At 55.8% G+C, this 23,567-nt stretch carries 24 protein-coding genes and 2 pseudogenes; 18 read left to right on the forward strand and 8 right to left on the reverse strand.

What is annotated here, in order from left to right; translation table 11 throughout:
- The first annotated feature begins 34 nt into the window (after window positions 1-34).
- The 4 genes and pseudogenes from OKF39_RS08270 (at window position 35) to OKF39_RS08285 (ending at window position 3,833) form a co-directional block, all read left to right on the forward strand.
- The gene (locus OKF39_RS08270) at window positions 35-268 is read left to right on the forward strand and encodes a DUF2732 family protein (protein ID WP_213841737.1); all 234 of its coding nucleotides are present in this window, start codon (window positions 35-37) and stop codon (window positions 266-268) included.
- Between the two features lie 96 nt (window positions 269-364).
- Window positions 365-1,180 (forward strand): annotated as a pseudogene (locus OKF39_RS08275) (replication endonuclease); the annotation flags it as partial.
- Window positions 1,171-1,998 (forward strand): annotated as a pseudogene (locus OKF39_RS08280) (hypothetical protein); the annotation flags it as partial. The pseudogenes OKF39_RS08275 and OKF39_RS08280, both read left to right, overlap by 10 nt.
- Before the next feature lie 716 nt (window positions 1,999-2,714).
- Window positions 2,715-3,833, forward strand: coding sequence for a PIN domain-containing protein (locus OKF39_RS08285; protein WP_063410160.1), 1,119 nt, complete (start codon window positions 2,715-2,717; stop codon window positions 3,831-3,833).
- Window positions 3,834-4,087: 254 nt separating this feature from the next.
- Here the strand turns inward: OKF39_RS08285 and OKF39_RS08290 are convergent, their stop codons facing one another.
- On the reverse strand, window positions 4,088-5,773 hold the full coding sequence (locus tag OKF39_RS08290; protein ID WP_014169303.1) for an aspartate:alanine antiporter: 1,686 nt from the start codon (window positions 5,771-5,773) through the stop codon (window positions 4,088-4,090).
- A gap of 279 nt (window positions 5,774-6,052) precedes the next feature.
- Here OKF39_RS08290 and OKF39_RS08295 point away from each other — a divergent pair, with 279 nt between their 5' ends.
- Window positions 6,053-6,421 carry an inner membrane protein YbjM gene (locus tag OKF39_RS08295; RefSeq protein WP_080339193.1) on the forward strand — a complete coding sequence of 123 codons (369 nt, stop codon included), beginning with the start codon at window positions 6,053-6,055 and terminating at the stop codon, window positions 6,419-6,421.
- Between the two features lie 30 nt (window positions 6,422-6,451).
- On the opposite strand, the gene OKF39_RS08300 is transcribed toward OKF39_RS08295, so the two are convergent.
- Window positions 6,452-6,721, reverse strand: a complete 270-nt coding sequence (locus OKF39_RS08300) for a GrxA family glutaredoxin (protein ID WP_028012502.1) — start codon at window positions 6,719-6,721, stop codon at window positions 6,452-6,454.
- A gap of 185 nt (window positions 6,722-6,906) precedes the next feature.
- On the opposite strand from OKF39_RS08300, the gene nfsA reads away from it, so the two are divergent.
- From nfsA to OKF39_RS08355, 11 genes are all read left to right on the forward strand, one after another.
- Complete coding sequence (nfsA, locus tag OKF39_RS08305) at window positions 6,907-7,629, forward strand: nitroreductase NfsA (RefSeq protein WP_028012503.1); 723 nt, start codon at window positions 6,907-6,909, stop codon at window positions 7,627-7,629.
- Window positions 7,630-7,698: 69 nt separating this feature from the next.
- Window positions 7,699-8,601 (forward strand): 30S ribosomal protein S6--L-glutamate ligase, encoded by a 903-nt coding sequence (gene rimK, locus OKF39_RS08310; protein WP_028012504.1) that lies wholly within the window; start codon window positions 7,699-7,701, stop codon window positions 8,599-8,601.
- 63 nt (window positions 8,602-8,664) lie between these two features.
- Window positions 8,665-9,141: a YbjN domain-containing protein gene (locus OKF39_RS08315; RefSeq protein ID WP_003858385.1), complete on the forward strand. Its 477-nt coding sequence runs from the start codon at window positions 8,665-8,667 to the stop codon at window positions 9,139-9,141.
- Window positions 9,142-9,491: 350 nt separating this feature from the next.
- Window positions 9,492-10,604: a spermidine/putrescine ABC transporter substrate-binding protein PotF gene (potF, locus tag OKF39_RS08320; RefSeq protein WP_041910676.1), complete on the forward strand. Its 1,113-nt coding sequence runs from the start codon at window positions 9,492-9,494 to the stop codon at window positions 10,602-10,604.
- Between the two features lie 143 nt (window positions 10,605-10,747).
- On the forward strand, window positions 10,748-11,881 hold the full coding sequence (gene potG / locus OKF39_RS08325) for a putrescine ABC transporter ATP-binding subunit PotG (RefSeq protein WP_045630953.1): 1,134 nt from the start codon (window positions 10,748-10,750) through the stop codon (window positions 11,879-11,881).
- 9 nt (window positions 11,882-11,890) lie between these two features.
- Window positions 11,891-12,844, forward strand: coding sequence for a putrescine ABC transporter permease PotH (potH, locus tag OKF39_RS08330; protein WP_041910674.1), 954 nt, complete (start codon window positions 11,891-11,893; stop codon window positions 12,842-12,844).
- On the forward strand, window positions 12,841-13,686 hold the full coding sequence (potI, locus tag OKF39_RS08335) for a putrescine ABC transporter permease PotI (RefSeq protein WP_028012508.1): 846 nt from the start codon (window positions 12,841-12,843) through the stop codon (window positions 13,684-13,686). The genes potH and potI overlap by 4 nt, the downstream gene beginning before the upstream one ends.
- 65 nt (window positions 13,687-13,751) lie before the next feature.
- Entirely contained in the window at window positions 13,752-14,225 is a 474-nt protein-coding gene (locus OKF39_RS08340; protein ID WP_479983664.1) for a YbjO family protein, read from the forward strand.
- A 40-nt stretch (window positions 14,226-14,265) separates the two neighbouring features.
- The gene (gene rlmC / locus OKF39_RS08345; RefSeq protein ID WP_479983665.1) at window positions 14,266-15,393 is read left to right on the forward strand and encodes a 23S rRNA (uracil(747)-C(5))-methyltransferase RlmC; all 1,128 of its coding nucleotides are present in this window, start codon (window positions 14,266-14,268) and stop codon (window positions 15,391-15,393) included.
- Between the two features lie 72 nt (window positions 15,394-15,465).
- A complete protein-coding gene (locus OKF39_RS08350; RefSeq protein ID WP_479983666.1) occupies window positions 15,466-16,173 on the forward strand; it encodes a response regulator transcription factor in 708 nt (235 codons plus the stop codon).
- A complete protein-coding gene (locus OKF39_RS08355) occupies window positions 16,157-17,626 on the forward strand; it encodes a sensor histidine kinase (RefSeq protein WP_136486267.1) in 1,470 nt (489 codons plus the stop codon). The genes OKF39_RS08350 and OKF39_RS08355 overlap by 17 nt, the downstream gene beginning before the upstream one ends.
- A 75-nt stretch (window positions 17,627-17,701) precedes the next feature.
- On the opposite strand, the gene artJ is transcribed toward OKF39_RS08355, so the two are convergent.
- The 6 genes from artJ to OKF39_RS08385 all read right to left on the reverse strand — a co-directional run bounded on the left by artJ (window position 17,702) and on the right by OKF39_RS08385 (window position 22,228).
- A complete protein-coding gene (artJ, locus tag OKF39_RS08360; protein WP_015571008.1) occupies window positions 17,702-18,433 on the reverse strand; it encodes an arginine ABC transporter substrate-binding protein ArtJ in 732 nt (243 codons plus the stop codon).
- A 179-nt stretch (window positions 18,434-18,612) separates the two neighbouring features.
- Window positions 18,613-19,281, reverse strand: a complete 669-nt coding sequence (gene artM, locus OKF39_RS08365; protein ID WP_028012513.1) for an arginine ABC transporter permease ArtM — start codon at window positions 19,279-19,281, stop codon at window positions 18,613-18,615.
- On the reverse strand, window positions 19,281-19,997 hold the full coding sequence (gene artQ / locus OKF39_RS08370) for an arginine ABC transporter permease ArtQ (RefSeq protein ID WP_028012514.1): 717 nt from the start codon (window positions 19,995-19,997) through the stop codon (window positions 19,281-19,283). Before artQ ends, artM begins: the two co-directional genes overlap by 1 nt.
- A 6-nt stretch (window positions 19,998-20,003) precedes the next feature.
- Window positions 20,004-20,735 carry an arginine ABC transporter substrate-binding protein ArtI gene (gene artI, locus OKF39_RS08375; RefSeq protein WP_008500032.1) on the reverse strand — a complete coding sequence of 244 codons (732 nt, stop codon included), beginning with the start codon at window positions 20,733-20,735 and terminating at the stop codon, window positions 20,004-20,006.
- Between the two features lie 19 nt (window positions 20,736-20,754).
- Complete coding sequence (artP, locus tag OKF39_RS08380) at window positions 20,755-21,483, reverse strand: arginine ABC transporter ATP-binding protein ArtP (protein ID WP_008500030.1); 729 nt, start codon at window positions 21,481-21,483, stop codon at window positions 20,755-20,757.
- A 226-nt stretch (window positions 21,484-21,709) separates the two neighbouring features.
- A complete protein-coding gene (locus OKF39_RS08385) occupies window positions 21,710-22,228 on the reverse strand; it encodes a lipoprotein (protein WP_028012515.1) in 519 nt (172 codons plus the stop codon).
- A gap of 97 nt (window positions 22,229-22,325) precedes the next feature.
- Between OKF39_RS08385 and OKF39_RS08390 the strand changes: the two genes are divergently transcribed.
- Together OKF39_RS08390 and OKF39_RS08395 are read left to right on the forward strand one after the other, a co-directional pair.
- A complete protein-coding gene (locus OKF39_RS08390) occupies window positions 22,326-22,649 on the forward strand; it encodes a heavy metal-binding domain-containing protein (protein WP_028012516.1) in 324 nt (107 codons plus the stop codon).
- Window positions 22,646-23,476, forward strand: coding sequence for an N-acetylmuramoyl-L-alanine amidase (locus OKF39_RS08395; protein WP_048999349.1), 831 nt, complete (start codon window positions 22,646-22,648; stop codon window positions 23,474-23,476). The genes OKF39_RS08390 and OKF39_RS08395 overlap by 4 nt, the downstream gene beginning before the upstream one ends.
- Window positions 23,477-23,567 lie beyond the last annotated feature (91 nt).

Consider the following 23,567-nt stretch of genomic DNA (forward strand, 5'->3'; position numbering starts at 1 on the left):
TGGCCGGGGATTCTTTTGCCTTGAGGAACCCAAAATGCAAAAAACAAACATGGTTTTACCCGTCAATCACTCTGGTCATGATCTGCTGGCCATGCTGGCCAAAGCTACCGAGGAAGGTAAAGCGGCATCCGCCGACCTGTGTTCTACACGTCTGGATAAGCTGGCCACTTTTGCCGCCAATGAAGGCTTGAGCGCTGCCGAAATCGTAGAACTGATCCGTGAAGAGGCTGCGGCCATTTGCAGCAAAGGCGGCGCAGCATGGCAGTAAAAACCCCTCTCAAATTGGGTGGGCAGCAAAGTCCGCTTTATACCGCAGCTGCTTTCATGATTAACGCCTGGAAAAAGTGGGTTAATCGTGGCTGATATGTCTCTTGCTGGCCAACATCACGCCGTCGATAGCTGGCGGCGCGATACTTTTGCGCCGGGAACGCCAGCGAATGCGACGATCACAGAGCGCCGATTGTGGGCAGTTAACCCACAGGACTACGAATGGCGTTCACAGTTTCTTCACGAGATACCCGACTGGTTAGCCGGGTATTTTGGCAACCGTTACGAAAAGCTGTTTGCTGGCCGTGACGGCCGCCGCCGTGCCAATACATTTCTGCGCAAAACTATCGGTGAGAATGTATTGCCACGTCTGCGGAAAGTGGCTGCGCGTTACCAGCTGGCTGCTGATGTAAGCGATCTCCCTTTCGGCAAATCATTGCAGCGCTTGCCATCGCTTGACCGTACCGATCTCAAAAAGCTGTCTGGCCAGGTCTCTGGCTGGATGGCTCAGATGTTCTATGACTTCACCGACACATTGAAGAGCAAGCCAAAAGACGAGAGGGAAATGCGCCAGCGCACGCTGGCGGCTTACCGCAATCTTTGCTCGCTTTCCCTCATGCTGAACAATCAGCCGCCTTACTGGGCAGAGTACGAGGCAAATGAAGGCCACCTGGAAACCAGAAAAGCGGAGTCCGGGATTTTGCGTCTCATGGCACCGGAATGGTGGTATCAGCGCCTGAAGCGTGCCCGTGATCTGCAACGTGAACATCTGGCCATCGCCGTTGGCCAGGTGCAGAAATCTGCCAGCGCCTACGTATCACGTAAAACCCTGGGCGAATGGATAGATCAGAAGAAACGAAATCTGGAGTTCTTCAAAAAGTTTGATCTGATTGATGAAGAGGGTATGCAGTTGACGTGCAGCTGTTAGACGCGGACGGCAACCCGGATAAGGACACGCCTGTTTACTCAGCTGTGCCGCTGCCGGTTCCTATGGCGGGTAATGATTCGGGGATGTTCCAGTTTCCGCCTGAAGGGACGCTGGTCGAAATCGCTTTTACTGGCGGACGGCCGGATAAGCCTTTTGTGCGGCAGACCGTGCCGGACGGAACCAGCCTCCCGGATATCCAGCCAGGCGAACAGCTGCAACAGCAGCGTGCAGAAGTGTCGCAGCGCGTCACCCAGGCGGGTGACTGGGTGAGGCAGACAGACCAGACGATCAGTGAAACCTCAATGGCGCGGGTGGTTAAGGCCGATACAGAACAGCGGGATCTGGTCAGCCGCGAAACCACGGTTAAAGCCACGGATAAAATTACCGTGCTGGGTACGTTCACGCTGATGGCCGGAGCCATTCAGCAGGTATGCACGGGGGATTACAGTCAGGCCGTCAATAACCGCGTGGCGAGTATCGGCGGCAATGATGAAACGGACATAGCCGGGAGCCAGACAGTCACTACGGGTAAAGACCTGATCGAGAAAATTGGCCAGATACGTAAAAGCGTGGCGGCCGTGCAACAGCAAATTATTGCCCCGGTGGTGTGGATTGGCTCTGGCACAATCAACGTGGCACAGCTGATGCTGGACACGCTCGACGTGGTTAAGGAGCTGGCAGAGCAAACGGCAAGCCACACGCACAGCAATACGGGAGCACCGACCAACGCGGGAGCCATCCGGAACACCGGAACGAAAGCGGACACGCTGAACGGCAAATACTCCCCGGTCATTGGCAAGTAAACCTGTCCAGAACATAACCCGCGAAAGCGGGTTTTTTATGCCATTCATCCCCTAGCGGGGATATTTCCTTTCTTATCTCGTAAGCGGCTATCGCTACGCGCTGTCAGCGGCGCTCTGGCGCGTTCAGCCTTTTCGCACACTCATAGCCACCTTTAAAACAGATCGTGCCCACAGCGGTGCGCTGGCGAGTCACAGCACGGACAAAAAAATCTTTCGCAGACCAAAATCGCACTACACCGCACCCGCCTGCGGTTTTTGGATCATAAAAATTTTTCAGTTTTATTTTTCTGCAAACCAGACCGCCAGACCGCGCCAGCGCTGGCGGCTTTGCGGAAAACCAGAACTGAAAAGATTGAAAAGAATTTCAGTGTTTTTCACATTTATGGATCTGGAAAGGATCTTGGTAATGGTTTAAGTGATTGAAAAATAAAATTATTTTAAATTTTGTGTGTCGAAAGGATCGTTTTGGCCTTCCGCTTCGGTCTGTGGGGATGCAGCTGAAGCCAGAGCTGGGGCGGTACAAGGCAAAACAGAGCGGTACATAGAAAACTGAAAAAAACTGCATGCATTTCATGAAAACCAGCGACTAACAATTGCATCGAAATCTAATTTTAATCTTGGAACTTAAGAAAACTTTTGCCACATTAGTAGTCGCTTTTTAGTTGTGGATTTTCTTCCGATGATTACTTGGCAGAGCTTACATTAAGGCATTCGATATGACTGAAAAATTCACCGCAATTTTGTTAGACACAAGTATCTACGATCAGTACGGATTAAAGCTTGAGAAAGGACTACTGGGTAAGCTTTCCCAGTTCAGCCGAACCCCGACAACGTTTTTGATACCGGATGTAATTTACAACGAAGTTAAAAATCATCTTGAAAGAAAAATCAGGACTTCACGTGGCTCTCTTGAGAAAGCTTTCGAAGAGGCTGGCGATCATCTTTTTTTTGATGGAAGCGAACTAAATGACGCAAAAAGAACATTGATTGAAGGCAGAGAAGTTGAAGGATTAGGAAAGAGTAGATTAGACAGATTTGTTGGCGTAACAGATGCGGAGGTTTTGACTACTGGGGATTACGTTTCGGTACCTGAACTACTTGAACGATATTTCTCTTCTGAAGCTCCTTTCGCAGATACAGGGAAGAAAAAAAATGAGTTTCCTGATGCGATCACATTAATGGCCGTCCAAGCTTGGGCTGAAGAGAATGGTGAAAATGTTCTTGCCGTAGCAAGAGATGACGATTGGCAGAGATTTTGTGCTGATGCTGAGAATTTGCATTATGAACCTGACTTATCAAAGGCTTTAGCACACTTCAATGAAGAAACCGCACCTTATGAACTAATTGATAACTTACAAAAAGCACTTGCTGAAGGACAGGCCGGTAAATTCTTGCATGATGTTGCTGTACACCTTGAGTCAACCTTTGACGGTTTTGCACCAGAACAAGAGGCAGATTCATATTTGTACTGGGAGGCTGATGGATGCTCAGGTGGATTTGAAGATTTTGAGTTTACAGATAATCACTTCACTGTCATTGACAAGGATGAAAACTGGGTTGTTTTAGAAGCATTTGCAGAAATTTCACTTTACGCAGATGGTGATTTCTCCCTATCAGTTTACGATTCATTCGATAAGGATCATGTCTACATGGGGTCAATCACCAAGCGTGCCGAGGAAACATATACATCCAGAATACTAATAACAATCTCCGGAGACTTGTCAGGTTCTATAGATGATTTGACCGTTGAAGATGTGGAAGTAATAGAGCGTCCGACGTCGATGGATTTTGGGGAGCTGGAATTAGCATATGAACCTGACGAGCAAGATTTGTAACAAATATGATTGGGCACTATCGCTGTCGCCATTTTGTCGCCAACTCAATCACCGTTTTATTGCAAGCATTTGAATTTAATGATTTTTATTTTCAGGCAACAAAAAACCCATCAACCTTGAACCAAAACGGCGGGGTTGATGGGCTCCACAAATTGGGGACATCAAAGAAAAGCAGTGGCACTAGTTATGACTGCCCCCTGCTAAAAAAGTTCTGCGCGTTACAAAAATTTTTTCATTACGCGCAAACTTAGGAGTTATCCGAGTCCCGGCCAGATGATGATAATCAGCGTACCCGCCAGCGTCAGCAGTACGTTCGCGATAGCATAGGTGCCTGCATACCCCAGCGCCGGGATGTTGCTGCGCGCGGTATCGCTGATGATTTCCATCGCCGGCGCGCAGGTACGGGCCCCCATCATTGCCCCGAACAGCAGGGCGCGGTTCATACGCAGCACGTAGGCGCCGAACAGGAAGCAGATCACTACCGGTACCAGGCTGACAATAAGTCCGGAAACCAGCATCTGCCAGCCGACGGCGCCCAGGCTGTGGCCGATGCCGCTGCCCGCGCTCAGGCCGACGCCCGCCATAAACACCATCAGACCGAACTCTTTCACCATGTTCAGCGCGCCCTGCGGAATGTAGCCGAAGGTCGGGTGGTTCGCTCGCAGGAAGCCTAGCATGATCCCGGCGAACAGCAGACCGGCGGCGTTACCGATGCCGAAGCTAAAGTTGCTGAACTGGAAGGTGATCATCCCGATCATCAGGCCAACAATGAAGAAGGCGCAGAAGGCCAGCAGGTCGGTGACCTGGCTGTGAATGGAGATAAAGCCGATGCGGTCGGCAACGGTTTTTACGCGTCGCGCGTCGCCGCTGACCTGCAGCACGTCGCCTTTGTTGAGCACAACGTTGTCGTCGATAGGCATCTCAATCTGGCTGCGGATCACGCGGTTGAGGAAGCAGCCGTGGTCGGTCAGCTTCAGCTGCGCCAGACGGCGGCCCACGGCGTTATGGTTTTTCACCACGATCTCTTCGGTGACGATACGCATGTCGAGCAGGTCGCGGTCGAACACCTCTTTGCCGTTACGGAAGCTCGGGTCGAGACGGGCGTGGGCGTCAGGGTAACCCACCAGCGCGATGTCGTCGCCCATCTGCAGCACCGCGTCGCCGTCCGGGTTCGCCAGAATGCCGTTGCGGCGGATACGTTCGATGTAGCAACCTGTCTGGCGGTAAATCCCCAGTTCGCGAAGATTTTTGCCGTCTGCCCATGCCACCAGCTCCGGCCCGACGCGGTAGGCGCGGATAACCGGGAGATAGACTTTACGTTTGGAATCGGTATCCAGACCGCGCTCGCGGGCGATTTGCTGGGCGCTGGTCTGCAGATCCTGGTGCTGCAGTTTTGGCAGGTAGCGCGCGCCAACGATCAGGCTCACCAGACCAATCAGATAGGTCAGGGCATAGCCCAGGCTCAGATGGTCGAGGGCGGTAGAGAGCTGCGCGCCCGCCATGCCGGAATGCCGCAGCGTATCACCGGCGCCCACGAGCACGGGGGTGGAGGTCATGGAGCCGGCCAGCATACCGGCCGTAAGCCCGATATCCCAGCCAAACAGTTTGCCCAGTCCTAACGCGATCAGCAGCGCGCTGCCGACCATCACCAGCGCCAGCATCAGATAATTTTTGCCGTCGCGGAAGAAAATTGAAAAAAAGTTAGGTCCCGCTTCTACGCCAACGCAAAAAATAAACAGCATAAAACCTAAGTTCAGCGCGTCCGTGTTAATGCTGAAGTGCTGCTGGCCTAATAATAAGGAGACGACTAAAACGCCAATGGAATTACCGAGTTGAACCGACCCCAGGCGCAATTTACCCAGGCAAAGACCCAGCGCCAGTACCACAAATAATAACAGGATGTAATTCCCATTTAACAAGTCTGCGACGTTTATATTCACGGAGGCTAACTTCTTGTTTACCAGTAAGTTGTTGAATGAAAGGACTTTTTGGGCTACTGTTTTCTGGATCAGGGAAAAGCGCTAACGCTCCCTGTTTCCTGCTTTATTCCCTAAAACATTAGCTGGCGTGTAGTTTAATCGCATTAGCTACTGACAGCTACTGATTATCGCATCACCCTGTGCGTACTTTGGCATGGATTGCCGCACTGCTTTATCTGACTGGGCGTCTACCCGACGAATGTGTATTTGATAGAGATAAGTCAGGAGGATAGTTTGAATATGAAACGAAACTGGGCGGGGGTGATCAGCTGTTTTTTGCTGTTCACGGTCGTGTGCATGTCGCTCGCATTTAATGTAAAGGGCGCGTTCAGGGCGTCCGGGCATCCTGAGCTAGGGTTGCTCTTCTTCACGTTGCCGGGGGCTGCCGCCAGTTTTCTCTCCCGTCAAGGGGAGGTGGTGAAGCCGCTGCTGGGCGCCATGCTCGCTGCACCGCTGTGTCTGCTGATGATGCGCCTGATGTATATTTCAACGCGGAGTTTCTGGCAGGAGCTGGCGTGGTTGCTGAGCGGCGTATTCTGGTGCGCGCTTGGCGCGCTGTGCTACCTGTTTGTGCGCAGCCTGGTTCAGCACCGACGGCACCGCAAATAAAAACGCCCTCAGGGTGAGGGCGTCTCTTCATTACTGCTCGGCAAACAGGCCCAGATGCTCTTTAGCGTAGGCCTCAAAGTCGGTGCAACCGCCGATGTGTTTCTGATCGAGGAAGATCTGCGGCACGGTTTCAACCGGCTTACCGACGGTTTTTTCCAGGTCGGCTTTGGTGATGCCTTCCGCGTGGATGTCCACATAGCGGAAGTTGAAGTCATCGCGCTCTTCGGTCAGTTTCTCAGCCAGCTCTTTCGCGCGCACACAGTAAGGGCACCCTGGACGACCAAAAATTACTGCAAACATTTCTCTCTCCTCAAAAAACAAGCCTGACGGCGAATGACTCGTATAGTGCCCCATAACCCGCCGTCATTAAAGAAGGTTTCGCCTGTCGTTATAATATCTATGAGCTATGTTTCGCCAATTACACCGCGCACATCATTGCCTATACTGGCTGCCATACGTATTAAGCAAGACTAAAGAGAGACAAGATGACGCCAACCATAGACCTGCTCCAGTCCCACCGCTCCATTCGCCACTTTACCGATGAGCCGATTACCGAGGCGCAGCGTAATGCGATTATTGACAGCGCAAGAGCCACCTCCAGCTCCAGCTTTTTGCAGTGCAGCTCGATTATCCGTATTACTGATAAGGCCATGCGTGAACAGCTGGTGACGCTCACCGGCGGGCAGAAGCATGTGGCTCAGGCAGCCGAGTTCTGGGTGTTCTGCGCCGACTTTAACCGCCACCTGCAGATCTGCCCTGAGGCGGAACTTGGGCTGGCCGAACAGCTACTGCTGGGCGTGGTGGATACCGCGCTGATGGCGCAAAACGCCTTTACGGCCGCGGAATCGCTGGGGTTAGGCGGTGTCTATATCGGCGGGCTGCGTAACAACATTCAAAGCGTGACCGACCTGCTGAAGCTGCCAAAACACGTGCTGCCGCTGTTTGGCCTGTGCCTCGGCTGGCCGGCGGACAACCCGGATCTCAAGCCGCGCATTCCTGCCGCGATGCTGGTGCATGAAAACCATTACCAGCCGGTCGATCAGGATGTCCTGAATCAATACGACGAAGAGCTGGCGAACTACTACATGACGCGCGGCAGCAATAACCGTCGCGACACCTGGACGGACCATATTCGCCGCACCATCATCAAAGAAAACCGCCCGTTTATTCTTGAGTATCTGCACAAGCAGGGCTGGGCAACGCGATAGTCCATTCCTCCTGCGCCTGCCTGCGTATATGATATGCAGGCTTTTTCCATGTCTTCAGAGAGGTGCAGGGTGAAAATTGCCATATTGTCCCGGGACGGAACGCTCTATTCATGTAAGCGCCTGCGAGAAGCGGCGGCGAAACGCGGGCATCAGGTTGAGATCCTCGACCCGATGTCCTGCTATATGAACATCGACCCCGCCGCCTCGTCGATTCACTACAAAGGCCGCAAGCTGCCGCACTTCGATGCGGTGATCCCCCGCATCGGCTCCCAGATTACCTACTACGGCACCGCCGCGCTGCGCCAGTTCGAGATGCTGGGCAGCTATCCGCTCAACGAATCCGTCGCCATTTCCCGCGCCCGCGATAAGCTGCGCTCCCTGCAGCTCCTCGCCCGACAGGGGATCGATCTCCCCGTCACGGGCATTGCCCATTCACCGGACGACACCAGCGATCTGATCGATATGGTGGGCGGCGCGCCGCTGGTGATCAAGCTGGTGGAAGGCACGCAGGGTATTGGCGTGGTGTTAGCGGAAACGCGTCAGGCGGCGGAGAGCGTGATCGACGCCTTTCGCGGGCTGAATGCGCACATTCTGGTGCAGGAGTACATTGAAGAGGCGAAAGGGCGCGACATTCGCTGTTTCGTGGTGGGGAACGAGGTCGTGGCGGCCATCGAGCGCCAGGCCAAAGAGGGCGACTTCCGCTCTAACCTTCACCGCGGCGGCGTTGCGCGGGTAGCCGATATTAGCGAACGCGAACGGGAAATAGCCGTGAAAGCGGCGCAAACCCTGGGGCTGGACGTAGCGGGCGTGGACCTTCTGCGCGCGACGCGCGGGCCGCTGGTGATGGAGGTGAACGCCTCCCCGGGGCTGGAAGGTGTGGAAAAAACCACAGGGGTCGATATTGCAGGTAAAATGATCTCATGGATCGAGCGTCATGCCACGCCGGGTTACTGTCTGAAAACGGGCGGTTAAATGGATTACCGGGCGCTTTTTGAGTACCCTATGCGAAGTTTTTACTAAAGAGGCTGCACAGCGATGGATTTACAGGTCGTACCTACACTGGATACGTTACGTCAATGGCTTGATGATGCCGGGATCACCTTCTTCGAATGTGATTCCTGCCAGGCGCTGCATCTGCCTCATATGCAGAATTTCGACGGCATTTTCGATGCCAAAATCGATCTGATTAACGACGTGATCCTTTTTTCCGCGCTGGCCGAAGTGAAGCCTTCTGCGCTGCTGGCGCTGGCCTCCGATCTCTCGGCTATCAACGCCAGTTCTTTGACGGTGAAAGCATTTCTCGATATACAGGACGATAATCTGCCAAAACTGGTCGTTTGCCAGTCTTTATTCTCCGGGGCGGGGCTGTCGTTCAAGCAGTTCGCCTGGTTTATGCGCCTGAGCGAAGAGCAAATTTCCATGGTTATGATGGAAGCCAATGCACATCATCTGCTGTATAGCGCGGAAGACGATGCTGAGAATAATGATGCATCTCCCAATTTTCTTCACTAAGCCTGTCTGACTTTTGCGCAGTCGCTGCCATAGCGGCTGCAGAAGGCCATTTTTTCTGCTGCCTTTAACCTTTCTTTAAAGAATTTTTCACCTCCCTCAAGGCCATTTCGGCTTATCACGTAGACTTAACCTGCATAAAAAATTGATAAAAGGCGTTTTTTCGTCTGGGCTATAGCCGGAGACACGGGCTACAGTTATTCTTGCGATGCTTAAAAAAGCGAGCGGATCCTGCCGGGTAAAGAGGTTTCTTTTTATTTTGAGCAGAGCGACAAACTATGCATGATTTTTGCATATATCCAGATTGCACAGTTTAGTTCGTTTGTTAACGAGCTTTCAGAAGGAATAACACTATGATCGCCTTGAATAAAAAATGGTTATCGGGTCTGGTTGCGGGTGCTCTGATGGCCGTCTCTGCCGGCACGCTCGCTGCGGAACAAAAAACGCTGCACGTATACAACTGGTCTGACTATATTGCGCCGGACACGGTCGCTAATTTTGAAAAAGAGACCGGCATTAAAGTGGTCTATGACGTTTTCGATTCCAACGAAGTGCTGGAAGGAAAGCTGATGGCAGGCAGCACCGGTTTTGACCTGGTCGTACCTTCCGCAAGCTTCCTGGAGCGTCAGCTGACGGCGGGCGTCTTCCAGCCGCTGGACAAGAGCAAGTTATCGAACTGGAAAAACCTCGATCCGGAAGTGCTGAAGCTGGTGGCGAAGCACGACCCGGACAACAAATACGCCATGCCTTACCTGTGGGCGACCACCGGTATCGGCTACAACGTGGATAAAGTCAAAGCCGCGCTGGGCCCGGACGTTAAGCTGGACAGCTGGGACGTGGTGCTGAAGCCGGAAAATCTTGAGAAGCTGAAAAGCTGCGGCGTCTCCTTCCTCGATGCGCCGGAAGAGATCTTCGCCACCGTGCTGAACTACCTGGGCAAAGACCCGAACAGCAATAAAGCCGATGATTACACCGGCCCGGCGACCGATCTGCTGCTGAAGCTGCGTCCAAACATTCGCTACTTCCACTCGTCCCAGTACATCAACGACCTGGCGAACGGCGACATCTGCGTGGCGATCGGCTGGGCAGGGGACGTGTGGCAGGCGGCGAACCGCGCGAAAGAGGCGAAAAACGGCGTGAATGTGTCTTACTTCATTCCGAAAGAGGGGGCGCTGGCCTTCTTTGACGTCTTCGCCATGCCGGCTGACGCGAAAAACAAAGACGAAGCCTACCAGTTCCTGAATTACCTGATGCGTCCTGAGGTGATCGCCCACATCAGCGACCACGTTTACTACGCCAACGGTAACAAGGCCTCCGTGCCGCTGGTGAGCGAAGCGATCCGCAGTAATCCGGCAATCTATCCGCCAGCGGACGTGTTCGCCAAGCTGTTCACCCTGAAGGTTCAGGATCCAAAAATTGACCGCGTGCGTACCCGCGCGTGGACCAAGGTGAAAAGCGGTAAATAACGGCGTTTGGTAATGTTGCCCGGTGGCGCTATCGCTTACCGGGCCTACACAACCCGTAGGCCGGGCAAGCGTTCGCGCCGCCCGGCGATGCGCACCCAGACGGTGCGTTTGCACCAGTATTGATCTATGCCGGAGAGCACCCCGTGAATGACGCGATCCCCCGCCCGCAGGCGAAAGTCCGTAAAGCGCTGACCCCGCTTCTTGAAATTCGTAACCTCACCAAATCTTTCGATGGCCAGCATGCCGTGGACGACGTCAGCCTGACTATCTATAAAGGCGAAATATTCGCGCTACTGGGCGCATCGGGCTGCGGTAAATCGACCCTGCTGCGTATGCTGGCCGGTTTTGAACAGCCCACCGCCGGGCAAATCATGCTCGATGGCGTGGATCTCTCCAGCGTGCCGCCGTATCAGCGCCCGATTAACATGATGTTCCAGTCCTACGCGCTGTTTCCGCACATGACGGTGGAGCAAAACATCGCCTTTGGCCTGAAGCAGGACAAGCTGCCGAAAGCCGAAATCACCGCGCGCGTGGCCGAAATGCTGAGCCTGGTGCATATGCAGGAGTTCGCGAAGCGTAAGCCGCACCAGCTTTCCGGCGGTCAGCGTCAGCGCGTGGCGCTGGCGAGAAGCCTGGCGAAACGCCCGAAACTGCTGCTGCTCGACGAGCCGATGGGCGCGCTGGATAAAAAGCTGCGCGACCGTATGCAGCTCGAAGTGGTCGATATCCTCGAGCGCGTGGGGGTGACCTGCGTGATGGTCACCCATGACCAGGAAGAGGCCATGACCATGGCCGGGCGTATCGCGATCATGAACCGCGGGAAGTTCGTGCAGATTGGCGAGCCGGAAGAGATTTACGAGCATCCGACCACCCGCTACAGCGCGGAGTTCATCGGCTCGGTTAATGTCTTCGAAGGGCTGCTGAAGGATCGTCAGGAGGATGGTCTGGTCATCGAATCGCCGGGGCTGCAGCATCCGCTTAAGGTCGATCCTGACAGCTCGGTGGTGGATAACGTGCCGGTCTACGTGGCGCTGCGCCCGGAGAAGATCATGCTCTGTGACGATCCGCCTGCCGATGGCTATAACTTTGCCGTCGGGGAAGTGGTGCACATTGCCTATCTGGGCGATCTCTCCATTTACCACGTGCGCCTGAAAAGCGGACAGATGCTCAGCGCGCAGCTACAGAACGAACATCGCTACCGCAAGGGGCAGCCGACCTGGGGCGACGAAGTGCGCCTGTGCTGGGACGCGGACAGCTGCGTCGTGCTGACGGTATAAGGAGCGATCATGAGCACACTTGAACCTCCAGCCCGCGTCAAAAAACCGGGCGGCTTTGCCCACTGGCTGACGCGCCTTAAGATGAACCACGGGCGCAAGCTGGTAATCGCCATGCCTTACGTGTGGCTGATCCTGCTGTTCCTGCTGCCGTTCCTGATCGTCTTTAAGATCAGCCTGGCGGAGATGGCGCGGGCGATCCCGCCATATACCGATCTGTGGGAGTGGGCCGACGGGCAGCTGACGCTGACGCTGAATCTGGGCAACTTCCTCCAGCTCACCGAGGATCCGCTCTATTTCGAAGCCTATCTGCAGTCTCTGCAGGTGGCGGCGATCTCGACGCTCTGCTGTCTGGTGATGGGCTACCCGCTGGCGTGGGCCGTGGCGCACAGCAAGCCGTCAACGCGTAACATCCTGCTGCTGCTGGTGATCCTGCCGTCGTGGACCTCGTTTCTGATACGCGTTTACGCGTGGATGGGGATCCTGAAAAACAACGGGGTGCTGAATAATTTTCTGATGTGGCTTGGGGTTATCGATCAGCCGCTGACCATCCTGCACACCAACCTTGCGGTCTATATCGGCATTGTCTATGCCTATCTGCCGTTCATGGTGTTGCCGATTTACACCGCCCTGACGCGGATTGACTACTCGCTGGTGGAAGCCTCGCTCGATCTCGGCGCGCGTCCGCTGAAGACCTTCTTCAGCGTGATTGTCCCGCTGACTAAAGGCGGAATCATTGCCGGGTCGATGCTGGTGTTTATTCCGGCGGTCGGGGAGTTTGTGATCCCGGAACTGCTCGGCGGGCCGGACAGCATCATGATTGGCCGCGTGCTGTGGCAGGAGTTCTTCAATAACCGCGACTGGCCGGTGGCGTCGGCGGTGGCGATTATCATGCTCCTTCTGCTGATCGTCCCGATCATGTGGTTCCATAAGCATCAGCAGAAACAGATGGGAGATCGCGGATGAACAACTTACCGGTAGTACGCTCCCCGTGGCGCATTCTGATCCTCGTTATCGGCTTCACCTTCCTGTATGCGCCGATGCTGATGCTGGTGATCTACTCGTTCAACAGTTCCAAACTGGTGACGGTCTGGGCGGGCTGGTCGACGCGCTGGTACAGCGAGCTGTTCCACGACGACGCAATGATGAGCGCGGTGGGGCTGAGCCTGACCATTGCCGCGCTGGCGGCCACGATGGCCTGCGTTCTGGGCACCATCGCCGCGCTGGTGATGGTGCGCTTCGGGCGTTTTCGCGGCTCAAACGGTTTCGCCTTTATGATCACTGCCCCGCTGGTGATGCCGGACGTCATTACCGGCCTGTCGCTCCTGCTGCTGTTCGTGGCCCTGGCGCACGCCATCGGCTGGCCGGCGGATCGCGGCATGCTCACCATCTGGCTGGCGCACGTCACCTTCTGTACCGCGTATGTGGCGGTGGTGATCTCCTCGCGCCTGCGCGAGCTGGACCGCTCCATTGAAGAGGCGGCGATGGATCTCGGCGCCACGCCGCTAAAGGTCTTTTTCATCATTACCCTGCCGATGATTATGCCGGCGGTGATCTCCGGCTGGCTGCTGGCGTTCACGCTCTCCCTCGACGATCTGGTTATCGCCAGCTTTGTTTCGGGGCCGGGCGCGACGACGCTGCCGATGCTGGTCTTCTCCAGCGTGCGCATGGGGGTGAACCCGGAGATCAATGCTCTGGCCTCTATCATCCTCGGCGTGGTCGGAATTGTCGGATTTATCGCCTGGTATTTGATGGCGCGCGCGGAAAAACAGCGCGTGCGCGATATCCAGCGTGCAAGACGCGGCTGAAGGATTTAAAATTTCCGGTGATGTGCCGCGCATGACGCGGCACTGTTTTTCAGGGAAGTAAAACATTGGGATTAGTAAAAAAATCACGTATTACGCACGCCCGTCCTAACGTTCCTGCGCTGGTTCAGGTGGCGGCGCTCGCCATTATTATGATCCGCTGCCTGGACGTGCTGATGATTTTGAATACGCTGGGCGTGCGCGGCATCGGGGAATTCATTCACCGCAGCGTGCAGACGTGGAATCTGACGCTGGTCTTTTTAAGCAGCCTGGTGCTGGTGTTTATCGAGATCTACTGCGCGTTTTCGCTGGTCAAAGGGCGCAACTGGGCGCGCTGGGTCTATCTGCTCACGCAGGTGACCGCCGCCAGCTATCTGTGGGCCGCCTCGCTGGGCTATGGCTATCCTGAGCTGTTCAGCATTCCGGGTGAGTCGCGACGTGAGATTTTCCATGCGCTGGTCATGCAAAAACTGCCGGATATGCTGGTGCTCTGCCTGCTTTTCATTCCGGCGTCCAGTCGGCGGTTCTTCCGCCTGCAATAATGTGTATAATCGCAGCCCTCGTTTTCCTTAAGGTTTTCATATGCAGTGCGCACTCTATGACGCCGGACGCTGCCGCTCCTGTCAGTGGATAGAACAGCCGGTTTCTCAACAACTCACCGCCAAAATGGCCGACCTGCAACAGCTGCTGGCAGCACGCGCGGTGGGCGAGTGGTGCGCACCCGTCAGCGGCCCGGAGCAGGGCTTTCGCAACAAAGCCAAAATGGTGGTCAGCGACAGCGTTGAAAAACCGCTGCTGGGGATGCTGCACCGCGACGGCACGCCGGAAGACTTAACCGACTGCCCGCTCTATCCCGCCTCGTTTGAGCCGGTCTTTGCCGCACTAAAACCGTTTATCGCTCGCGCGGGGTTAACGCCTTACAACGTTGCCCGCAGGCGTGGCGAGCTGAAGTACCTTCTCCTGACGGAAAGCCAGATCGACGGCGGCATGATGCTGCGCTTCGTGCTGCGCTCGGAAGCCAAGCTGGCGCAGCTGCGCGCGGCGCTGCCGTGGCTGCAGGAACAGCTTCCTCAGTTAAAGGTGATTACCGCAAACATTCAGCCGGTGCATATGGCGATCATGGAAGGGGAGAAAGAGGTTTTCTTCACCGACCAGCACGCGCTGGCGGAGAGCTTCAACGGCGTGCCGCTGTGGATCCGCCCGCAAAGCTTCTTCCAGACCAACCCGACCGTGGCAAGCAGCCTGTACGCCACCGCCCGCGACTGGGTGCGCGCGTTAAACATCCATCATATGTGGGACCTGTTCTGCGGCGTGGGCGGTTTTGGCCTGCACTGCGCCACGCCTGAGATGCAGCTCACCGGCATTGAGATCTCCGCCGAAGCGATTGCCTGCGCAAAGCAGTCCGCCGCCGAGTTGGGGTTAACCAATCTGCACTTTCAGGCGCTGGACTCCACGCAGTTCGCGACCGGTCAGGGCAACGTGCCGGAGCTGGTGCTGGTTAATCCGCCGCGTCGTGGGATTGGCAAATCCCTCTGCGACTACCTGAGCCAGATGGCGCCGGAATACATCGTCTATTCAAGCTGTAACGCACAGACCATGGCGAAAGATATCGCTAATCTGCCGGGCTACCGCATTGCACGCGTGCAACTTTTCGATATGTTCCCACATACCGCGCATTATGAAGTCCTGACGTTGCTCGTGAAATCTTAAACAAAATGTGAACTCTGCCCGCCCATAAAATCAGGTAAGCTTACGTCATAAGAGATGAATAAAGGCTTACCCATGAAGCAGATCCTGCTGGTGGAAGATGACCACGATATCGCGGCGCTTCTGCGGCTCAACTTAGAAGACGAAGGCTACGCCATCACCCACGAGCCCGACGGGGGCAACGCCCTGCAGCGCCTTGAAAAACAGCCGTGGGATGCGGTGATCCTCGACCTGATGCTGCCCAACGTTGACGGCCTGGAGATCTGCCGCCGCATCCGCCAGATGACCCGCTACCTGCCGGTGATCATCATCAGCGCCCGCAGCAGCGAAACCGACCGCATCACCGGGCTGGAAACCGGCGCCGATGATTATCTGGCAAAACCCTTTTCAGTGCAGGAACTGATTGCCCGCATCAAAGCGCTGTTCCGCCGCCAGCAGGCAATGGGGCAGGCGCAGGCTGACGGGCAAATTCAGGCCCACGGCCTGACGATCGATCCTCTGGCGCGCAGCCTGCTGCTTCACGGCCAGGTGGTGGATCTCACCCCGCGCGAATTCGAACTGCTGTACTTCTTCGCCCGCCATCCTGGCGAGGTGTTTTCCCGTCTGGCACTGCTGGAGCAGGTGTGGGGCTATCAGCACGAAGGCTACGAGCACACCGTCAACACCCATATCAACCGCCTGCGCATCAAGATTGAAAAGGACGCCGCCGAGCCGGAGATAATTCGCACCGTCTGGGGCAAGGGCTATAAATTTGCGGAGCCAAACCATGATGCGCCGCTTTAGCCTGAGCCAGCGTCTGACGCTGCTGTTTGTCCTGCTGATGATGCTCTGTGCTACCGTCGCCTGCGCGGTACAGCTCTACAGCAGTATGCAGTACGGCAACGCGATGGTGCAGCGGTTGTCGGGCGGCCTGGCGCAGCAGATCGTCCAGCGGGAACCGATTCTGGACGCGCAGGGCAGGGTTGACCGCACCGCGCTGAAGCCGCTGTTCGACCGGCTGATGACCTTCAACCCGAGCGTTGAACTGTACGTTATCTCGCCGGACGGCGAAATCCTGGCCGATGCCGCACCGCCGGGCCATATTCAGCGGCAAAAAATCGACCTGGCACCGGTTCAGACCTTCCTGAGCGGTACCGCCATACCGGTACTGGGCGACGACCCGCGCAGTCAAAATAAAAAAGTGTTCAGCGCCACGCCGCTGCGGCAGGACGGCGAGCTTAAGGGCTACCTGTACATTATTTTGCAGGGCGAGGAGTCGAACGCGCTGGCGGAAATGGCCTGGCATAAGGCGCTCTGGAGCACGGTGCTCTGGTCATTGCTGTGGGTCGCGCTGTTTGGCCTGCTGGCGGGTCTGCTGGTCTGGTACTGGGTAACGCGTCCGGTTAAGCGCCTGACGGAAGAGGTCACCGGCCTGGAGCAGGACAGCATTAGCGCAATCAGGCTGCTCGCAGCACAGCCGCCGGATGCCGCGGCCAATGACGAAGTGGCGCTCCTGCGCAACAGTTTCATCGAGCTGGCGCGGAAAATTACCCGCCAGTGGGACCAGCTGGCCGACAGCGATCGCCAGCGCCGGGAGTTTATCGCCAACATTTCGCACGATCTTCGCACGCCGCTGACCTCGCTGCTGGGCTATCTTGAAACCCTGTCGCTCAAATCCGCCATCCTGACGCCGCAGGAGCACCAGCAGTATCTCGCCACCGCGCTGCGTCAGGGACAAAAGGTACGACATCTTTCCCAGCAGCTTTTCGAGCTGGCGCGCCTTGAGCACGGCGGCATTAAGCCGCAGCGCGAACGGTTCGCGATGGGAGAGCTGATTTCCGACGTGGCGCAGAAGTTTGAGCTTACCGCCCGCACGCGCGAGGTGAATCTGCATATTGACGTGCCGGGCCCCTTGCCGCTGGTCAATGCCGATGTGTCGATGATCGAGCGCGTGGTGACCAACCTGCTCGATAACGCGATGCGTCATACGCCCACTGGCGGGGAAATTCGTCTGGCGGTCTGGCAGGAGAATGAACGGCTTCAGGTCGAAGTGGCAGACTCCGGAACGGGTGTGGATGCCTCGCTGCGCGACGATCTGTTCCAGCGGCCTTCGGCGCTGAATACCCAGGCATCGCGGGAGAACCGCGGCGGGTTAGGGCTGTTAATCGTTAAGCGAATGCTGGAGCTGCACGGCGGCGGGATCAGGCTGATGGAGTCCGTGAGCGGGGCGCGGTTCAGGTTCTTTGTGCCGCTGTGAGAAATTGCCGGGTGGCGCTGCGCTTACCCGGCCTACAGACCACCCCCGTAGGCCAGACCACCCGGCAAAAAGAGATTACTGCGGGAACCACTGCTCGCTGATTTTCTGGTACGTGCCGTCTGCTTTAATCGCCTTCAGCGCGCCGTTCAGTTTTTCCAGCAGGGCTTTGTTATCCGGGCGTACCGCGATGCCGAGGCCCGTGCCGAAGTACTGCGGATCGGTCACTTTTTCCGTTGCGGTGCCCAGCTGCGGGTTGGTTTTCAGCCATTCGTTTACCACGGCGGTGTCGCCGAATACGCCGTCGATACGGCCGTTTTTCAGGTCGATAATCGCGTTCTGGTAGCTGTCATAGGCCACGGTTTTCACTTCAGGATGTTTGTCCTGCAGGTATTTCTGGTGCGTGGTGCCATTTTCCATCCCGATGCGTTTGCCTTTCAGCTCGTCAAAGGACTTATAAGCCCCTTTCTTCGCAATCACCACCGCCGAGTTGGCGTAGTACGGGTCGGTGAACGCCACCTGCTTGCTGCGCTCCGGCGTGATGTCCATCCCGGAGATCACCGCATCGTATTTCTTGAATTTCAGCGACGGGATCAGGCTGTCGAAGGCATGGTTGGTAAAGGTGCAGTCGGCCTGCATCTGCTTGCACAGGGCTTTCGCCAGGTCGATATCGAAACCGACGATCTGATTGCTGGCGTCCAGCGATTCAAACGGCGGATAGGTGGCCGAAACGCCAAAATTGATTTTATCAGCAGCGGATGCGCCAGCGGCGAAGGTGGCGAGTAGTGCGGCCAGAACTAACTTTTTCATTGTAATGCTCCCGTCTGTCTATCTTGTCATTATGCGCCGTGTCTGCGGCATGGATGTACAATGCCAGTTAATGAATTTATATGCAATAAATATGATTAAATATTGTATGTGGTATAAAAAAAAGCGGATAAGCCATCGGGTTATCCGCTCTGGTAATTACGTTTTATGCACTCGCGTGATTAATTTCTGCGCTCAAACGCTAACGCTTTACGCTCAATCAGTCGCATCATCAGCGTCAGCAGACCGTTCACCACCAGATAGACCACGCCGGCCGCACCGAACACCATCACGTCATAGGTGCGCCCGTACAGCAGCTGCCCGTGACCCATCACTTCCATCAGGGTGATGGTGTAGGCCAGAGAAGTACTCTTAAACACCAGCACCACTTCGTTGGAGTAAGAGGAGAGCGCGCGCTTGAAGGCGTACGGCAGCAGGATCGCCAGCGTGTCTTTTTTGCTCATGCCCAGCGCCCCGCAGGACTGCCATTGTCCTTCCGGGATGGCACGGATCGCCCCGTAAAACAGCTGGGTGGTATAGGCCGCGCTGTTCAGAGAAAGGGCAATCAGAGCGCAGAGCCACGGCTCAGAGAGCAGGTGCCAGATAACCGGATACGCCTGCAGCGACGGGAACTGGCCCGGACCGTAGTATATCAGGAAGATCTGCACCAGCAGCGGCGTACCGGTAAACAGGGTGATGTAGCCGCGCACGATCCACACCAGCACCGGCGTTTTCAGCGTCAGGATGATGGTGAAGATGAGCGCCAGGATCAGCGCCACAATGATGGACGCCACGGTCAGCGTCAGGCTGGTGTGCAGCCCTTTCATCAACTCCGGGAAATATTCAAGCATCAGCCTGGTCTCCGTTCAAAGCGCGTCGCACGCAGGTCAATACGCTTGAGGATGTACTGACTGAGCAGCGTGATTACCAGGTAGATAGCCGCCGCCACGATGTACCAGGTAAATGGCTCCTGAGTACGGGTGGCGATGCTTTTGGTTTGCAGCATCAAATCGTTCACGCTGATCAGACTCACCAGCGCGGTATCTTTCAGCAATACCAGCCACTGGTTGCCCAGGCCCGGCAGGGCGTGGCGCCACATCTGCGGCATCACCAGACGGAAGAAGATCGCTGCTTTCGACATGCCCAGCGCCTGACCGGATTCCCATTGCCCCTGCGGTACCGCTTTCAGCGCACCGCGCAGGGTTTGCGACGCGTACGCGGAGTAGAGCAGGGAGAGGGCAATCACGCCGCAGAGGAACGGGCTGACGTCAAAGTTGTCAATCTGCATCTGCACCGGTATCTGCGCAAAGCCGAGATTGATCGTGAAGCCGTCCGACAGCGTGAGCAGCAGCTGTGAGGAGCCGAAATAGATGAACAGGACCACCAGAATTTCCGGTAGCCCACGCAGTACGGTGACCAGCGCGGAGCCCGCCCAGGCGACGGGGAACCATTTTGCTGATTCCCACACCGCAAAGAACATCGCCAGCACCAGGCCGATAATCAGTGCGCAAACGGCAAGGCCGACGGTCATCCCGGCGGCGCTTGCTAAAGGAAAAATTTCATTCATCAGGAATTACTTCTGGAACCATTTTTTGTAGATGGTTTCGTAGGTGCCGTCTTTCTTCACTTTTTCCAGCGCAGCGTTGAATTTCTGCTGCAGCTCGGTGTTGCCCTGACGAACGGCAATCCCCAGACCGGTACCGAAGTAATCTTTATCGGTCACTTTGTCGCCCACTGGCGCCAGTTTGTCGTTGGCTTTCAGCCACTCGGTCACGACAGCGGTATCACCAAATACGCCGTCGATACGGCCATTCTGCAGATCCAGCTTCGCGTTCTGGTAGCTGTCGTACGGAACGGTGGTGATTTCCGGATGTTTATCCATGATGAACTTCTGGTGCGTGGTGCCGTTCTGCACGCCGACTTTCTTGCCTTTCAGCTGATCGACAGAGGTGAATTTACCTTTCTGACCAATAAACAGGGCGGAGTTGTCGTAGTAAGGGGTGGTGAACAGCACCTGCTTTTCGCGCTCAGGAGTGATGTCCATACCGGCCATGACGGCGTCAATACGGCGGAACTTCAGGCTTGGGATCAGGCTGTCGAACGCCTGGTTGCTGAAGGTACAGGTTGCGTCGATCTCTTTACACAGGGCGTTTGCCAGGTCTACGTCGAAGCCAACAATTTTGTTGTTCGCATCAATGGACTCAAACGGAGGGTAGGAGGCTTCCGTGGCGAAACGAATGGTCTGGGCTGCGGTAGCGGAAAGGGTAACGCCAGCAAGCAGCACGGCAAGTAATACTTTTTTCATTATATTTCCCCTGACACAATCAATGAGATAAATAGTTTTTGAAGGCATCGGTTTGCGGGTTCGCGAAGCAGCTCGCGTCACCTTGCTCAACGATATACCCGTTTTCCATGTAGACCACACGGCTGGCGGTTTTACGCGCCACTTCCACTTCGTGGGTAACAATGACCTGCGTAATATTGGTTTCCGCCAGCTCGCGAATGATGCTGACGATCTGAGCGGTGATTTCCGGGTCCAGCGCCGCGGTCGGTTCATCAAACAGCAGTACCGCGGGCTCCATCATCAGCGCGCGGGCAATCGCCACGCGCTGCTGCTGACCCCCAGAGAGGTGCAGCGGATAGCGGTCGCTGTAGGGCTTAAGGCGCAGACGCTCCAGCAGCTTTTCAGCACGCGCGATGGCCTGATCTTTGCTTAACCCCAGCACGCGGCACGGGGCTTCAATCAGGTTTTGCAGCACCGTCAGGTGCGGCCAGAGATTGTATTGCTGGAAGACCATGCCGACGTTTTGACGCAGTTCGCGTATAGCTTTATCTGACGGGGTTTTCGCGAAATCAAAATGGTTACCGGCGATAGCCAGCGTACCGGAACGGGGCATTTCAAGCAGATTAAGGACGCGCAGAAGGGAGCTTTTGCCTGCACCGCTTGGGCCAAGTAAAACCAGCGTTTCGCCTTCCGGGCAGTTCAGCGTGATGTCAAACAGCGCCTGGTGTGCGCCGTAGAAGCAGTTAATGCCGTTTAGTTTAATACTCATCGGGGCAGTCTTTACTCATCCAGGCAATCTATAGCAATTGAGGCCGCAGATAGTACCGTTGACAGAATAGTTATGCAATATTTCTGCGTTAAAAGTTAAATATAACCCGCATTTCCTCTTAAACATAGCACAAAATAGCGAACGGCAAGGTCGGCGAGTATAAATGTCGGCATTCCGCGTGAAATGCCGGACATTTTACGGGGGTAACATTTTTATCACTAATGATCTAGCGGTTCTCAATCGACTGGCGCAGCGTGCCGGCTGGGGCATGAACGCTGCCGCCGATATAGCGCACATCGTCCACCGCCCAGCACTGGCCTTCACGGATCATCAGCACTTCGTCCTGCCAGGTTTGGGTTCCCTGGGTCAGCTTCACGCGCAGCGGAATGTTCCGCGCATCGGTGTTCGGGATGGTTGACGCGCTGGCCACCTCGGCGCTGTCCGGCAGCGTGGTGCGGCTGGAGAACGGATCGGATTTCAGCAGGGCGTTATGCTGCGGATCGCGAGTGGCATCGTTGAGCAGTTTTGCAAGATTATCGCTCAGGTACGGGCGCAGGGCGGTGAGATCATTTCCGCGATGCTGAATGCGGTAATCATAGAACTGTTGCGCCACGGTATCCGGGCCGCCGTCTATGCAGGGGCCGCTGCGGGTACCGATATCCTTAAAGGCTGGCGTGACCGTGGTAGTACAGGCGCTGAGCACCAGCGCGCAGGGCACTAAAAGTGTTAAAGCAGAGTAGCGCATGTTGATTTCCTTATTTATTAACTATCCTTTCAATCATAGCGTAACGAACCGATAATGCTGTTGCTAACGCATTGAACGCTAAAGAAGGAGAGAAAGTATGCAGTTTTCAACAACGCCAACCCTGGAAGGACAGACCATTACCGAGTATTGCGGCGTGGTCACCGGCGAAGCGATTCTGGGCGCGAACATTTTCCGGGATTTCTTTGCCGGGATTCGTGACATCGTCGGTGGACGCTCCGGCGCGTACGAAAAAGAGCTGCGTAAAGCGCGCGAAATTGCGTTTAAGGAGCTGGGCGAGCAGGCCAAAGCGCTGGGCGCAGATGCCGTTGTAGGAATCGATATTGATTATGAAACCGTCGGCAAAGATTCGAGCATGCTGATGGTGAGCGTAAGCGGCACGGCGGTGAAAACCCGTCGATGAAGCGCTCGCTTTCAACGCTCCTGCTGGCGATGTTGCTGGCAGGATGCGCCCAGGAAAAAGGCATTGTTGATAAAGGTGCCTACGAGCTGGATACCCGCCATCAGGCGCAGGCGGCCTACCCGCGCATAAAGGTGCTGGTGATCCACTACACCGCCGACGACTTCGACACCTCGCTTGCGACCTTAACCGACAAAAACGTCAGCTCGCATTATCTCATCCCCGCAAAACCGCCCACACCCGACGGCAAACCGCGCATCTGGCAGCTGGTGCCGGAGAGCGAGCTGGCCTGGCATGCGGGCATCAGCTTCTGGCGCGGCACCAACCGCATCAACGACACGTCTGTCGGCATTGAACTGGAGAACCGCGGCTGGCAGAAGCGCGACGGTGTGAAAGTTTTCGCGCCGTTTGAGCCCGCGCAAATCGCGGCGCTTATCCCGCTTGCGAAAGATATTATCGCCCGGTACGACATTAAACCGCAGAACGTGGTGGCGCATGCTGATATCGCGCCCCAGCGTAAGGACGATCCCGGCCCGCTGTTTCCCTGGCAGGCGCTGGCGAAGCAGGGGATTGGGGCCTGGCCCGATGCCGAGCGCGTGAACTTCTATATCAATGGTCGTCCGCGCTATCAGGAGGTAGATCGTGCAGCCCTGCTCGATCTGCTGATGCGCTATGGCTATGAGGTGCCGGACAACGCCACGGATCAGCAGCAGCAACGCGTTATCACCGCCTTTCAGATGCACTATCGCCCGCAGGTATGGAACGGCGTCGCGGATGTGGAAACGATGGCCATTGCAGAAGCCCTTTTAGAGAAATACGGGCAGGGGTAAACCTTCGGTTTGCGCCCGAATGCACGTTTTCCCCTTATTTGTGCTTGAGATTAATCTTAAGTACAAACTCAATTCATTTTTAGTAAATTGA

The sequence above is a fragment of the Enterobacter cloacae complex sp. HYC042_NIDB genome (assembly GCF_056673315.1).